The following is a 15,562-nucleotide window of genomic DNA, read 5'->3' as shown; positions in this document are numbered from 1 at the left end:
ACAACTGAAAGTATTATTAAACTAAAATATCCTCATAGTTTCTAAAAACTTTAGTATTTTCACACTTCTTTAAAAATTAACGCATAAAATTAGTTAGAATGAAATCGAAATTATCTACTAAAATATTTAAAAATTATGCGACTCAACTGATGACAAAAAAAGCAATGTATGCTGCGGCAATCGCTTTATTGGCAACAAATGTTGATGCGCAAAAGAAACCATTAGATTTGACTGTTTTTGATGAATGGCAATCAATCGGAATGAAAGAATTATCGAACAATGGTTCGTGGGTTGCTTATCAAGTTAATGCACAAGAAAGTGATAATACATTGAACTTTTTTGGTTTGAAAACGGATAAAAATCTTAGTTTTCATCGTGGTGAACAAAGTGTTTTTACATCAGATTCTAAATTTGCCGTTTTTAAAATTCGACCTTTTTATAAAGATTTGAAATTGGTTCGAATTAAGAAAAAGAAAGAACACGAAATTGCTAAAGATTCAATTGGAATATTAAATCTAGCAACAAATCAAGTTGAGAAATTACCGAATATAAAATCATTCAAAACACCGAAAAAAGGAGGTTCTCTTTTAGCTTATTTATTAGAAAAAGAAGAAGCGAAGAATGATAAAAAAGACAAGTCAGATTCTACAAAAACGAAAGATAAAGTTGCAAAACCAGCTGGAAAAGATAAGAAAGATACGCCGTTAGAATTGGTGTTGAGAAATTTGATTTCTGGTCAGAAAAAATCTTTCAAAAATGTAATGAATTATGAGTTTAGCGAAAATGGTAAACAATTAATTTTTTCGACAAAACAAGAGAAAAAAGACAGTTTAGATAAAACTAAATATGGCGTTTTCTTGGTAAATACAGTAACTTTTGCTCAAAAACAATTTGTTGATACAATTGGAGATTTCAAACAATTTGCGTTTGATGAATTAGCAAATAAAGTTGCTTTTGTTGGAACTTCTGACGAAGAGAAAAAGGAAAATAAAACATATTATTTATATTATTCTGCAACAAATAATCCACAACAAATCAAGAAATCTGAATTGTTAGGATTGAAAAAAGATTGGCAAGTTTCAGAAAATCGTCAACCAAAATTTAGTAAAGATGGAAATTCTTTGTTCATTGGTTTGATGCCTAAATTAGCAGAAAAAGACACAACTTTAATTGCTGATGACTATGCAAAAGTGGATGTTTGGAGTTACAAAGACGATTTTATTCAGCCACAACAATTAAAGAATCTTGAGCGTGAAAAAAAGCGTTCGTATTTATCTGTGATTGATTTATCGAATCCTGTAAAAGTGACACAATTAGCGGATTTGGATATGAATCAAGTCGAAATTTTGAACGAAGGAAATTCAAATTTTGCTTTAGGAACTTCTGATAATGCCTATCGATTAAGCTCTAATTGGGATGTAACAGGTCGTAAAGATTATTATATCATTAATACGAAAACGGGACAACGCGAGTTATTTGCAAAAGCTTTGGCTGGAAGAGTAGAGATGTCGCCAAATGGAAAATTTGCTGTTTTTTATAATGCCGAAAATGGTTTGTGGTCGAGCTATAATATCGAAACAAAGGAAACAAAAGTTCTGAATAAAAAGCTAAAAGTGAAATTCTATGACGAAGAAAATGATTCACCAACTTTAGCGCAAGAATATGGTGTTGCTTATTTTACGGATAATGACGAAACGGTTTTAATCAAAGATCGTTATGATATTTGGGAGTTTGATTTGGTGGGAAATCGTCGTCCAGAAAATATGACAAATGGTTTCGGCCGTAAACATAACATTACGTTTGATATCAATCAATTAAATGATGATATAAAAACTCTTAATCGTGATAATTTAGTTTATTTAGGTGCTTTTAATAATCAGAATAAACAATCTGGAGTTTATCAAACTATCATTTCGAAAGCAAAAAATCCTGAAGAAGTTGTGATGTCGAATACTTGGGGAACGCAAAAAATGACGAAAGCGTTGAATGCGAATGAATTTATTTATACAAAAGAATCGTTCCAAAATTCGCCTGATGTATATGTTTCAACTAATTTTAAAGATGAGAAAAAGATATCAGCAATCAATCCGCAACAAAAAGATTATTTATGGGGGAACGGTGAATTGGTAACGTGGAAAACGTATTCGGGTAAAGATGCAACTGGAGTTGTATACAAACCAGAGAATTTTGATCCAAATAAAAAATATCCAATGATTGTTTACTTCTACGAAAAACTTTCGGATAATCTGAATCGTTATCAAGCGCCTGCGCCAACGCCTTCTCGTATCAATCATACATATTTTGTAAGTAACGATTATATTGTGTTTACACCAGATATTTCGTATACAATTGGTCATCCTGGGAAATCTGCCGAAGATTATATCAATTCTGGAGTAGAAACATTGAAGAAAAATACGTGGGTAAACGGTAGTAAAATTGCAATACAAGGACAAAGTTGGGGAGGATACCAAGTGGCACATTTGATTACTGCAACCAATATGTATGCTGCTGCTTGGACAGGTGCTCCTGTTGTGAATATGACTTCTGCTTATGGTGGAATTCGTTGGGGAACGGGTATGAGTCGTCAATTTCAGTACGAACAAACGCAAAGTAGAATTGGTAAAACCTTGTGGGAAGCGCCAGAATTATACATCGAAAATTCGCCTTTGTTCAATATGCCGAAAGTTACGACGCCAGTTGTAATCATGCATAACGACGAAGATGGTGCTGTTCCTTGGTACCAAGGAATTGAGATGTTTATGGCATTGCGTCGTTTACAAAAACCAGTTTGGATGTTAAATTATAATGGTGATGACCATAACTTGATAAAACGTGCAAATAAAAATGATATTCAGCAACGTCAAGTGCAATTTTTTGATCATTATCTGAAAGATAAACCTGCTCCAAAATGGATGACAGAAGGAGTTCCTGCTATTTCTAAGGGAGTTGATTGGGGCTTCGATCTTGAGAAATAACTTTACAAAATAATAAAAGCGATCAAATTTATTTGGTCGCTTTTTTTGTCAAAAGAATTTCTTACAACACAATTATATTGTTAAATTTACAATTCATTTTGATTAACTTATTGAAAAAGTTTAATTTAAAGGTTTAATTGCACTAAATATGAATACAAATAATCGACAAATTGTTTATATCCATGGACTAAATAGTTCGGCAAATTCAACTAAATTCAAAACTATTCTAAAAAAATATCCTTCAGCGATTTGTATTGAATGGAAAACCGAGGAGAATATTGCAACTATTTTATTTGAAGCTTACGAACATTTAAAAGGTTTGGTAAATGATTTGACAATTATAGGAAGCTCTACTGGAGGGAATTTTGGTTGGCAATTGCAACAAAAATTAAAGGAAAATGGAAAATCGAGCGAATTGATTTTGTTAAATCCTTTGGTTGATGTTTCAATGAAAGTCGAAAATAATTTTCCTGAAAATCTTTCGCAGTATTTAGTTGATATGAATCGTTTCGAAAATACAACGGTTTTTCTTTCTGTGCATGATGAAGTTTTGGATTTTGAAAAACTAAAAACTTTCTTCGAAATTCAACAAAATATTTTTCCACAACAAATCGAAATCATAGAAATTGATGACAATCATCGAATACGTAACTTCGAGTCATTGTTAACGTTAATTTAATTTACGCTTTACAATTATTTAATTTTATTAACTGCATTTTTGCACACGAATCAAGAAACAAATAAACATGAGGCAATTTTTAATATTAATACTTATTGTATTTTCAATCAGTTCGTATGCGCAAGTAAAAGATTCTACAGAATCTAAAAAGAAAACTGTACAGGATTTTAAGAATATGATGTCGCCCTATTATAGCTATGGTAACGGATTGGGAATTACTTCTCCAGATAGTCTTTATCAGGTCAACATTAGATTTCGTATGCAAAATCGCATTAGTTATAATCATAATGATGGAGAAGAAGATAATATTGATGGACAAATTCGTCGTTTAAGATTGCGTTTTGATGGATATATCGGAGATCCAAAATTTGGTTATTCGATGCAATTATCTTTTGCAGCAGGTGATGTAGGAAAAGCAGAAGAGGGGAAGAATACGAATATTATTCGTGATGCGATGATTTTCTATTACCCAAATAAACATTGGAGTTTAGGATTTGGTCAAACAAAACTTCCAGGAAATAGGCAACGTGTTAATTCTTCTGGAGCATTACAATTAACGGATCGATCTATCAATAATGCAGATTTTAATATTGATCGCGATTTTGGATTTCAGGTCTTATACAATAAAAGAAATCAAGAAAAATTCTCATATATTTTGAGAGGAGCTATTTCTACTGGTGAAGGACGAAATTGGACAAATTTTAAAGATACTGGTTTAGCTTATACAGGAAAAGTTGAGCTGTTTCCACTTGGAGAATTTACAAAAGGAGGGAGCAATTATGAAGGTGATTTAGTTCATGAACAAACACCAAAATTGATGCTTTCGGGAGCTTATAGTTATAATGATAGAGCGCATAGAACGGCGGGAATGTTAGGAGATGATATTGTAGGTGGAGGAACAGCTAATATAAAATCATTGTTTTTGGATGCGATGTTAAAATATCGTGGATGGAATTTGATGTATTCTTATATGAATCGTAATTCGGATAATGTATTATTTTATAACCCTGCGGATATTTCTGATTTTAATTATATTTATAATGGAGAAGGGATGGATTTTCAAGGTTCGTACACATTTCCGAAACATTGGGAGGTGATAGGACGTTATTCAACTCAAACAGTAGATAAAGATATTTTTGAGTTTACGCCAAATACAAACCAATTCACATTAGGTTTGACAAAATATATTTGGGAACATGCGTTCAAATTACAAGCAGAGTTCACGTATGAGCAACAAAAATTCTATAATTTAGAAAAGAAAAACAACTGGTATGCGCGTTTTCAGATAGAAATTGGAATTTAAGATATCTTATTGTAAATTAAATATCTTAGAATAAAATAAAGGTTTGATATTTGATAATATTTAATAAATTTGCAGTCTAATATCAACCCATGCAAGCCAATAAAAAAAGAAAAAGTTTAAACCGAAACGTAGAGTTCGGAACTAAAAAAGTACAATTTAAAGATGTAATTATTGTCGCAATATTAATCTTCGTAATTGTTTTAGTAATTTTGAAATTTATAAATTAATCATAAACAAAAAAACCACTTCAAACGAAGTGGTTTTTTTGTTTTATTTCTTTTTGATGGAAACTAATTTCGAATCTTCTTTACAAATTTCTAATACAAAATCATAATCTTTCGTATTGTCTTTGCTTTTATAGTTTGCCAAATATTCTCTACAAGGAACCTGATCTTTTTTCGAGTGATCAAAATCAACTTTACTTCTTTTGAATAATTCTTTTTTCAAGAATGTCGAATCTAAATTTTCTGCTTTTAAAAATGCCTGAGCTTCTGGTGAAATAGCTAATCTTTTTGAAAAAGCTTCATCCAAAACCCTTGCATTTGGAAAGTAATTACATGAGAAAGCACGAGGTCCAAACGCCATTGCGACGAAAACTAACCCAATTCCAACTCCCATCAAATACTTCATAAATCTTTGCGTAAACGTCATATGATCAATAAATTAATGTCGTGAAATGGTAAATCAAACCAATCACATAAGTTCTTTTTTACAATTCTTCCTTTGTACAAATATACGCCATTTCTTATAGTTTTATCCGATTGTACCACATTCGCAAAACCAGATTCTTCTGAAATTTGGAATAAATACGACAAGAAATAATTGCTCAACGCTTTGGTAGAGGTACGTGCGACGCGAGAAGTGATGTTAGAAACCGCATAATGAATTATATCATTCTTAATAATAATTGGATGATCATGGGTTGTTAATTCAGATGTTTCGAAACATCCACCTTGATCAATACTCACATCAATAATAACAGCGCCAGCTTTCATATTTTGCACCATCATCTCAGTTACAACACAAGGTGTACGTGTTTCTCCTCGAAGAGCACCGATTGCTAAATCGCAACGTCGCAAAGCTTTTCCTAATTCTTTTGGATCTAATGTAGAAGTAGAAACTCGTTGTCCTATATTTTGTTGTAATCGTCTTAATCTTGTTAATGAATTATCAAAAACACGAACCGAAGCACCTAAACCTAAAGCTGTTCTTGTCGCATTTTCTGCAACCGTTCCAGCTCCAAGAATCACAACTTCTGTTGGACGAACGCCTGTTACGCCGCCCATCAAAATTCCGTTTCCTCCGTTTGTAGAAGACATCAATTCACTTGCAACCAAAATTGCCGTTGTTCCTGCAATTTCACTTAATAAGCGAACGACTGGTAAATGATTTTGTTCATCACGAATAAATTCAAATCCAACAGCGTTTACACGTTTTGTAATTAATTTCTGAAAATATTCGCGTCTTAAGGTATTCGCCGGAACAGATGAAATAATCAATGCATTTGGTTTCACCCAATCAATTTCATCTAAAGTAAGTGGTCCAACTTTTAGAATAATAGGTTTCTCGAAAACAGCTTGCGTATTGTAAGAAATTTGCGCACCAGCTTCCGAATATTCTTTATCCGAATAATTTGCACCTTCTCCTGCTCCAGTTTCTATCGTAACTTGATGTCCATTATTGACTAAAATTTCGACTGCATCAGGAGAAAGACAAATTCTTTTTTCTTGATTATTTGTTTCTTTTGGAATTCCAATATCAAAGCGTTCTTTCTTATGAGGAATCTCTAAACGCTCGGGTTGAGGAATAAGATCTTCTTGAGAAAAAGGCGTGAAAATATTTTTTCCGTCCATATACGATTAACTAAAATTTAAATGACGAACTCCATCTACATTTTCCAATGTAATTGTGTGGTGTTCATCTGGTATAAAGTTAGCAATTTTATTTGGCCATTCCATTAAACAATATTGATTAGAATATAAATATTCTTCAATCCCAAAATCTAAGGCTTCATCTTCGTGATTTAAACGATAAAAATCGAAATGATAAACTTTTCCTTTATCTGTTTCGTATTCATTTACAATCGAAAAAGTAGGACTCGAAACTTCATCATTTGTTCCCAAAGCTTTTACAAACTCTTTGATAAAAGTTGTTTTTCCAGCTCCCATTTCTCCTTCGAAAGTGATTAATTTATGTTGAAGTTGATCGATTATTTTTTGAGCAACTTCTGGTAATTCGTCTAAATTATTGATGATAAATTCCATTTAATTTTTTGGTGTTAAAACAACCATTGGGATAATTATTTCCTCCAACGAAATTCCACCGTGTTGGTAAGTGTTTTTGTAATAATTAACGAAATGATTGTAATTTTTTGGATACGTTAAAAATAAATTTTCTTTTGCAAAGATATACTTTGACGTAACATTAACCTTAGGTAAAAGGAATTTTTCTGGTTGCTCAACCGCCAAAACATCTTTCGGATCGTATTGCAATTGTTTCCCCAGTTTATAACGCAAATTTGTACTTGCTTCTTTGTCGCCAATCACTTTTGTAGGTTCCTTTACGTAAATTGTTCCGTGATCGGTTGTTACAATAATTTTCATTTTTTCTTGCGCCGCTTTTTTCACAATTTCCATTAAATATGAATTCTCAAACCAATGTTTTGTGATCGAACGATACGTTTTATCATCACGAATAATTTCACCAACAATTTTGTTGTCCGTTTTCGCATGCGAAAGAATATCGATAAAGTTGTAGACAATTACATTTAGATTGTTCTTTTTGTAATTATTAAAATCATCTGCAATTTTTTTCTCGAAATCAGAATTTAAAATTTTGAAATAATTATACGATAAATCGCCAAAACCAAGACGTTTTAATTGTTCTCCTAACAATTCTTTTTCGTACATATTTTTATTTCCTTCGTCGGTATCATTCAACCAATATTCAGGATATTTTTTCTCAATTTCTAAAGGCATTAAACCCGAAAAGAACGCATTTCTAGCATATTGAGTAGCCGAAGGTAAAATACTATAATATAAATTTTCGGCTTCCGAATTATAATAACGATTGAAAATTGGCTCAATAACTTTCCATTGATCGTAGCGTAAATTATCAACCATAATCAATAAGACATTTTTATCTTTTCCAAGATGAGGTCGAACTAATTGATTGAAAATTGTGTGCGATAAAACGGGACGATCTTCGTCGTCATGCAACCAATCTTCGTAATTACGTTCTATAAATTTGAAGAAAGCTGCATTCGCTTCACTTTTTTGATTTTCGATGATTTGAGAAAGTGCTGTATCTTCGATATTTTCAAGCTCAAGTTCCCAAAAAACTAATTTTTTATAAATCTCTTGCCAATCCTCATAATCGCGCGCATTCATCATATCCATTGTGATATTTCTGAATTCCTGTTGATAATTGATAACTGTTTTTTCTGAAATAATTTTCGAAGCATCCAAAATCTTTTTCAAACTCAATAAAATCTGATTTGGATTAACTGGTTTAATCAAGTAATCTGCTATATGCGAGCCAATTGCATCTTCCATGATATGCTCTTCCTCACTTTTTGTGACCATAATAACAGGAAGGTTTGGACGCAATTCCTTAATTTTTGGTAAGGCTTCCAATCCACTTAAACCTGGCATATTTTCGTCGATTAAAACCGCTGCAAAGTTCTCTTTTTCTATTTCTTCTAATGCATCAGTCGCATTATTTATCATTGTTGTATCGTATCCTTTTTTCTCTAAAAAAAGTTGGTGTGGTTTCAATAAATCGATTTCATCATCAATCCATAAAATTTTTATAGCCATTTGTTATATTTTTATTTTTTATATTGATTTCTACGTTTTAGAATTATTCCAAATATAGCGATAACGGAAATGTTAAAATCAAAATTGTATGTTAAACAAAATTGGAGTTTTCCCAAAATTTGCGATGATTATTTAGCATAAATAATTCCAAAAATGATTTTTATCTAAAATATTTTATAAAAACCATTCTTAATCAAAAAAGTAACGTTCAGAATGAGTAAAAATTCTTATCTTTGCCGATAAAATAGTACGTTTGAATCCATTAAACAATAATAAGTTGAAGATAGTAAATGATCCAGTTCATGGATTTATTACGATTCCAAACGAGCTTATTTATCAGATTATTCAACATCCATATTTTCAACGACTTCGTAGGATTTCGCAAACGGGTTTAACAGAATTAGTTTATCCAGGAGCCAGACATTCTCGTTTTCATCACGCTTTAGGTTGTATGCATTTGATGCAAAAAGCCTTAAATATTCTCAAAAGAAAAAACGTCGATATTACTCCAGAAGAAGAAAATGGAGCTTTAATTGCAATTTTATTACACGATTTGGGACATGGTCCTTTTTCTCATTCTCTTGAACATTCTATCATTAATGGTTCGCATCACGAAGAAATTTCGCTTCGTTTGATGGAAGAATTGAATCAAATTTTTGATAATCGATTAGCTTTAGCTATTCAGATTTTTAAAGGGAATTATCCGAAAAAATTCTTGTCGCAATTGGTTTCTAGTCAGTTGGATTGTGATAGAATGGATTACTTGAAACGCGATAGTTTTTACACAGGAGTGGTAGAAGGAAATATCAATCCAGAACGAATTATCTCGATGATGAATGTCTCGAATGATGAGCTGGTGATAGAAGCAAAGGGAATTTCGTCGGTCGAGAAATTTTTGATGGCGCGTATGTTTATGTACATGCAAGTGTATATGCACAATAAGTCGTTTACAGCAGAGAATTTTTTGATTAGCGTTTTGAGAAGAGCAAAAGAATTGACAAAAGCGGGAGAAAATCTTTTTGCTACGTTTGCTTTTAAATACTTTTTAGAAGAAAATGAAGTAGGAAGTTTATCGAAAGAAGGTTTAGAAATTTTTACGCGTTTAGACGATTCGGATGTTTTATCAGCGATAAAAGAATGGCAGTTTCATGATGATTTAATTTTGAGTAAATTATCCAAAAATATTATTCAGCGTACATTACCAAAATCATATTTGATGGATACAAAATTATCTGAAGAAGAAATTTTGGTTGAAAAAAATAGAGTAGAAAAAGCTTTAGGAATTGATGATGCAAGTTATTTTGTAGAGCAAACAACGATAAAAATTGTTCCCTACGAAAAATCAAAAAGTCCGATAAAGGTTTTATATAAAAATGGTGAGGTAAAAGAAATTTCGAGTTCAGAAAAAAGTTTGTTAACGCAATTTTTGCAACAAGAAATTACAAAATATCATTACCACAGCGTTTAAATAGTGATTTGAAGAATTTGACAAAAAAGTTAAATAACTTAAATAATCATTTTATAAATTTAAGAATAATTATTAGTTTTGCAGACTATGAAATTTAAAGCTGCAGAGATTGCGCAATTATTGCAAGGAACCGTAAAAGGTGATGCAAATGTAGATGTTTCCACATTATCGAAGATAGAGGAAGGAAAAGAAGGTTCGATTTCGTTTTTGGCTAATCCGAAATACGAGCATTTTATCTATACAACAAACGCTTCTATTGTGATTGTGAGTAAGGATTTTGTGGCAACAGATTCTATTTCGTCTACATTGATTGTGGTTGAAGATGCATATCAAGCCTTTACACAGCTATTGCAGTATTACAATACGATAAAAAATAATAAAGTTGGGATAGAAGAATATACGAAAGTAAATTCTACTGCGCAACTAGGAGATAATGTATATGTTGGAAGTTTTTCTTATATTGGAGCTAACGTTTCGATTGGGAATAATGTGAAAATATATCCAAATGTAACGATTGGCGATCATGCTAAGATTGGTGATAATACCGTTTTACATTCAGGCGTACAAGTGTATGAAGAGTGTGAAATTGGTCAAAATTGTATCATTCATTCTAATGTTGTGATTGGTGCTGATGGTTTCGGTTTTGCGCCAAATCCAGATGGTTCTTTCGAAAAAATTCCTCAAATAGGAAATGTTTTGATTGAAGATAATGTCGAAATTGGAGCAGGATCAACAATAGATAGAGCAACAATGGGATCTACAATTATTCGTAAAGGAGTAAAATTAGATAACCAAATTCAAATTGCTCACAACGTTCAAATTGGAGAGAATACTGTTATTGCTTCGCAAAGTGGAGTAGCAGGATCTACAAAAATTGGACGCAATTGTATGATTGGAGGTCAAGTTGGTATCGCAGGTCATTTGACAATCGGAGATTTTGTACAAGTACAAGCTCAGAGTGGTATTAATGGTGATGTAGAAAGTAAAACGCAATTGTATGGTTCGCCAGCAATCGAAGCGTCAAGCTTTAGAAAATCGTATGTACATTTTAGAAAGTTTCCAGAAATTGTGAAACGAATCGATAAATTAGAAAAAGAGAACAAACAAAAGTAAAAGTTAATGTCTGATAAACAAAAAACTTTAGCGAATGAAGCCGTTCTAAAAGGTGTTGGCTTACATACAGGTAAATTTGTTACCTTAACATTTAAACCAGCCGAACCAGATACAGGATTTGTATTTGTTAGAACAGATTTAGAAGGTCAACCTCAAGTAGAAGCTGATGCACAATATGTTGTGAGCACAGCTCGAGGAACAACTTTAGAGAAGAAAGGAGTTAAAGTACATACAACAGAGCACGTTTTGGCGGCTTTGGTAGGTATGGATATTGATAATTGTTACATTGAAATTGACAATGCGGAACCACCAATTATGGACGGTTCTTCTCGTTTTTTCGTCGAAGCAATAGAATCTGCTGGAATTGTAGAGCAAGATAAAGACAGAGAATATTATAGAATTAAAGAAATTGTAACGTATGTAGATCCAGAAACAGGATCAGAAATCACAGCGATTCCTGCAGATGAATACCAAGTTACAGCAATGGTAGATTTCGGAACGAAAGTTTTGGGAACTCAGAATGCAACTTTAACATCTATCAAAAATTTCAAACAAGATATCTCTCAAGCAAGAACATTTTGTTTCCTACACGAGTTAGAGCAATTGTTGGAAGCTGGTTTAGTAAAAGGTGGAGATTTAGACAATGCAATTGTTTATGTTGACAAAGAAATTACGCCAGAAACAAAAGAAAAATTATGTAAAGCATTCAATAGAGATGATGTTTCTATTCGTCCGAATGGAATTTTAGATCACTTGACTTTACATTATCCTAACGAAGCTGCTCGTCACAAATTATTAGATGTTGTGGGAGATTTGGCTTTAGTAGGTAAAAAATTGAAGGCTAAAATTATTGCAACAAAGCCTGGACATCATACCAATACAAATTTTGCTAAGAAATTAAGCAAACAAATTAAATTAGCGCAACGTAACAAAGTGCCAGAATTTGATTTGACAGCAGAACCAGTTTATGATATTAATGATATCATGAAGTTATTACCACATCGTCCACCATTTTTATTGATTGACAAGGTAATTTCAAAAAGTGCGACAGGTTTAATCGGCGTGAAAAATGTAACGATGAACGAGCCTTTCTTTGTTGGACATTTTCCTAAAGAACCTGTTATGCCAGGTGTATTGCAAATCGAAGCAATGGCGCAATTAGGAGGTTTATTAATTTTAGGAGAATTAGAAAATCCTCAAGATTATTCAACTTATTTCATGAAAATTGAAAGTGCTAAATTTAAACGCAAAATTATTCCAGGTGATACATTGGTGTTTAAATTAGAGTTGGTTGAACCAATTAGAAGAGGAATTGTTCATATGCAAGGAATTGGATATGTAAACAATCAAATTGCTGTGGAAGCAGAAATGATGGCAGTTATTACAAAAGAATAATTAAAGAAATGGAAGTTATGAATCATCCGATGGCATATGTTCATCCAACTGCAATAATAGGTGAAAATGTTACAATCAGCCCTTTCTCTTCTGTTTACGAAGATGTAGAAATTGGTGATGGAACATGGATTGGTCCTAATGTAACAATTATGTCAGGAGCACGTATTGGAAAAAATTGTAAAATTTATCCAGGTACGGTAATTTCTGGTGAGCCTCAAGATTTGAAGTACGAAGGTGAAAAAACTTTAACATATATTGGTGACAATACAACAATTCGTGAATGCGTTACTGTAAACAAAGGAACTAATGCATTAGGTTATACTAAAATTGGTGACAATTGTTTGATTATGGCAACTGCACATATCGCGCACGATTGTGTTGTAGGAAATAATGTCGTAATCGTAAATGCGGTTGGTTTAGCAGGACATATAGAAGTTGGAGATTTCGCTTTTATTGGTGGTTATAGTGCAGTTCATCAATTTACAAAAATTGGAGAACATGCTTTTGTAGCTGGTGCGACACAAATTCGTAAAGATGTTCCTCCGTATGTTAAAGCTGCAAAAAATCCTGTTGCTTATGCAGGAGTTAATGCAATTGGATTGAGAAGAAAAGGTTTTACATCAGAAGAAATCTTCGAAATTCAAGGTATTTACAGAATCTTATATCAACAAAAAAATAACGTATCTCAGGCTGTAGAACAAATCTTAGAAAAATTCCCAGATTCACATTATCGTGAAGTAATCCTTGATTTTATCAATACAAGTGATCGTGGAATTATGAAAGGATATAGCTCGGGAGTTTAATAAAATAACAATAGAATAAATGGCAACAACTTCTGATATCAGAAAAGGTTTATGTATTATTTTTAATAATGATACGTATAAAATTATCGAATTTTTACACGTAAAACCAGGTAAAGGACCTGCTTTCGTTCGTACAAAATTAAAATCATTAACTAATGGAAAAGTATTAGACAATACATTTTCTGCTGGTCATAAAATTGAAGAGGTTCGTGTAGAAACACGTAACTACCAATATTTATATGAAGATGATAATGGTTTCCACTTCATGAATAATGATGATTTCTCTCAAGTTTATTTAAACAAAGATTTGATTGATAATTCACAATTTATGAAAGCTGGTGACGAAGTAAAAATCTTGTTCCGTGCTTCTGATGAAACAGCTTTAGCAGCTGAGTTACCAACTACAGTTGTAATGGAAATTACATACACAGAGCCAGGTCTTAAAGGTGATACAGCTACAAATGCTACAAAACCTGCAACGACAGAAACTGGTGCTGAAATTCGTGTTCCTTTATTCATTAACGAAGGTGATAAAGTGAAAATCAACACAGAAGATGGTTCTTATGTAGAAAGAATTAAAGAATAATATATTCTGAACAATTATAACAAAAAATCCCTCTAATTAATTAGAGGGATTTTTTATTTTCTAATTTTTTTTCAAGATATTTTCTAATTTATTTCTAAATACAATATTAATCAAGGATTGTATCCAATAGTTTGAATTTATAGTTTAATAGCTATTAAGTTAATAATTACATATATAAACGTTTATTTGTATCTTATTGCAGTTGAGTTTGTTATGATAATAATCAGATTTTTGTTCATAATAAAATTTTAGCTTTGCATTATTAAACAACTTAAATTTTTATGATTATGAAAAAACTTTTATTTTTTGTTACGCTATTAACATCAATGTTAAATGCACAAACCGTATCTGATTATGTAACTGTATCTGGAAACCCTACGGGAATTGTCTTCGATTCAAAAGGTATACTTTATGTGGGAACAGAATCTGATTATGGTATAAAAAAATTTGAAAATAACTCTTTGACAACTCTTAAAACAGGAATGAATGGTCAACCAAGACAATTAGCGATTGACTCTTTTGGAGATATTTGGGCTTCTTTTCAAGCTTTAGGAAGTATTAAGTCAATCAATTCTTTGACAGGAACATCGGTTTCTTATCCTGCTTATTCTGCTTACGGAATGGCTATTGATCCTATATCAAAGAATATTTATTTTTCTGAAGAAAGAGATGGTGTAATATCTGTATTTGATTTAAATACAATAGAAATTACTAATTTATCTCATTCGATACAAGGGGCGAGAGGACTTGTTTTTGATAAAAACGGAAACTTATATGTAGCTTCTGTTAAAGACAATAAAGTATATAAAATTACACAAAATGGTATATTGTCTACCGTTGTTACAAATGTGAAAAATCCTTCTTATTTGGCATTAGATAAAGATCAAAATTTATATATTTCAACTGATTATGCAGGTAAAATTTATAAGTATAANNATTTATCAGAAACTACTACTGAAGCAGATTTATTTGTTTCTGATTTAGGATATACAAACGGGCTTGCTGTTTATAATGATGAATTGTATTGCGCATTAGTCTCTAGAAATAAAGTAGTAAAAATAAGTTTATCAGATTTGAGTACAGCTGAAATTTCAAAAAATGAGATGGTTATTTATCCAAATCCAGTAAAAGATTTTCTAAATATAAACATTGAAAATAATAACTTGAAAATAGAATTATATTCAATGGATGGAAAGTTAATTTTAACAAAAGAAAATACAAAACAAGTAAATGTATCTTCTCTTTCTAAAGGAACTTATATCTTAAAAGTAATAACAGCTGATAAAACTTTTACGCAAAAAATTTCCAAAAACTAAAAAAATAATTAGTTAATAATTTTTAACAATTATATAGAAAAGTAGCTAATTTTAGCTACTTTTTTTATTAGTTAAAATCATATTAATCGTGTATTTTAGCTAAGAA

13 protein-coding genes are annotated in these 15,562 nt (G+C 31.6%); 9 read left to right on the top strand and 4 right to left on the bottom strand.

What is annotated here, in order from left to right; translation table 11 throughout:
- Positions 1-98: 98 nt before the first annotated feature.
- The 3 genes from B4H69_RS06070 to B4H69_RS06060 all read left to right on the top strand — a co-directional run bounded on the left by B4H69_RS06070 (position 99) and on the right by B4H69_RS06060 (position 4,957).
- The gene (locus tag B4H69_RS06070) at positions 99-2,975 is read left to right on the top strand and encodes an alpha/beta hydrolase family protein (protein WP_291093147.1); all 2,877 of its coding nucleotides are present in this window, start codon (positions 99-101) and stop codon (positions 2,973-2,975) included.
- Between the two features lie 148 nt (positions 2,976-3,123).
- Entirely contained in the window at positions 3,124-3,654 is a 531-nt protein-coding gene (locus B4H69_RS06065; RefSeq protein ID WP_180904678.1) for a YqiA/YcfP family alpha/beta fold hydrolase, read from the top strand.
- Between the two features lie 67 nt (positions 3,655-3,721).
- Positions 3,722-4,957 (top strand): porin, encoded by a 1,236-nt coding sequence (locus B4H69_RS06060; RefSeq protein ID WP_180904677.1) that lies wholly within the window; start codon positions 3,722-3,724, stop codon positions 4,955-4,957.
- A gap of 270 nt (positions 4,958-5,227) precedes the next feature.
- On the opposite strand, the gene B4H69_RS06055 is transcribed toward B4H69_RS06060, so the two are convergent.
- The 4 genes from B4H69_RS06055 to B4H69_RS06040 are packed head-to-tail and all read right to left on the bottom strand — an operon-like array spanning position 5,228 to position 8,775.
- Positions 5,228-5,587 carry a hypothetical protein gene (locus tag B4H69_RS06055; protein WP_147280013.1) on the bottom strand — a complete coding sequence of 120 codons (360 nt, stop codon included), beginning with the start codon at positions 5,585-5,587 and terminating at the stop codon, positions 5,228-5,230.
- Positions 5,588-5,604: 17 nt separating this feature from the next.
- Positions 5,605-6,810, bottom strand: a complete 1,206-nt coding sequence (locus B4H69_RS06050) for an alanine dehydrogenase (RefSeq protein ID WP_180904676.1) — start codon at positions 6,808-6,810, stop codon at positions 5,605-5,607.
- A gap of 6 nt (positions 6,811-6,816) precedes the next feature.
- A complete protein-coding gene (tsaE, locus tag B4H69_RS06045; protein WP_180904675.1) occupies positions 6,817-7,221 on the bottom strand; it encodes a tRNA (adenosine(37)-N6)-threonylcarbamoyltransferase complex ATPase subunit type 1 TsaE in 405 nt (134 codons plus the stop codon).
- Positions 7,222-8,775 carry a bifunctional response regulator/alkaline phosphatase family protein gene (locus B4H69_RS06040; RefSeq protein WP_180904674.1) on the bottom strand — a complete coding sequence of 518 codons (1,554 nt, stop codon included), beginning with the start codon at positions 8,773-8,775 and terminating at the stop codon, positions 7,222-7,224.
- A gap of 277 nt (positions 8,776-9,052) precedes the next feature.
- Between B4H69_RS06040 and B4H69_RS06035 the strand changes: the two genes are divergently transcribed.
- The 6 genes from B4H69_RS06035 (at position 9,053) to B4H69_RS06010 (ending at position 15,456) form a co-directional block, all read left to right on the top strand.
- The gene (locus B4H69_RS06035; protein WP_291093143.1) at positions 9,053-10,243 is read left to right on the top strand and encodes an HD domain-containing protein; all 1,191 of its coding nucleotides are present in this window, start codon (positions 9,053-9,055) and stop codon (positions 10,241-10,243) included.
- Positions 10,244-10,330: 87 nt separating this feature from the next.
- Entirely contained in the window at positions 10,331-11,356 is a 1,026-nt protein-coding gene (gene lpxD, locus B4H69_RS06030) for a UDP-3-O-(3-hydroxymyristoyl)glucosamine N-acyltransferase (RefSeq protein ID WP_291093141.1), read from the top strand.
- 6 nt (positions 11,357-11,362) lie between these two features.
- Positions 11,363-12,751 (top strand): bifunctional UDP-3-O-[3-hydroxymyristoyl] N-acetylglucosamine deacetylase/3-hydroxyacyl-ACP dehydratase, encoded by a 1,389-nt coding sequence (locus tag B4H69_RS06025; RefSeq protein WP_135835139.1) that lies wholly within the window; start codon positions 11,363-11,365, stop codon positions 12,749-12,751.
- 17 nt (positions 12,752-12,768) lie between these two features.
- Positions 12,769-13,554 carry an acyl-ACP--UDP-N-acetylglucosamine O-acyltransferase gene (gene lpxA / locus B4H69_RS06020; RefSeq protein WP_115002092.1) on the top strand — a complete coding sequence of 262 codons (786 nt, stop codon included), beginning with the start codon at positions 12,769-12,771 and terminating at the stop codon, positions 13,552-13,554.
- A 19-nt stretch (positions 13,555-13,573) separates the two neighbouring features.
- The gene (efp, locus tag B4H69_RS06015) at positions 13,574-14,140 is read left to right on the top strand and encodes an elongation factor P (RefSeq protein ID WP_038336113.1); all 567 of its coding nucleotides are present in this window, start codon (positions 13,574-13,576) and stop codon (positions 14,138-14,140) included.
- A 281-nt stretch (positions 14,141-14,421) separates the two neighbouring features.
- Complete coding sequence (locus B4H69_RS06010; protein WP_422653365.1) at positions 14,422-15,456, top strand: T9SS type A sorting domain-containing protein; 1,035 nt, start codon at positions 14,422-14,424, stop codon at positions 15,454-15,456.
- Positions 15,457-15,562 lie beyond the last annotated feature (106 nt).

The organism is Empedobacter sp. UBA6745 (assembly GCF_002453775.1).
In the GTDB taxonomy this organism is placed as follows: Bacteria; Bacteroidota; Bacteroidia; order Flavobacteriales; family Weeksellaceae; genus Empedobacter; species Empedobacter falsenii_C.
Note: the sequence above shows the minus strand (reverse complement) of the source record. Positions and strands in the feature narration are given on the sequence as shown.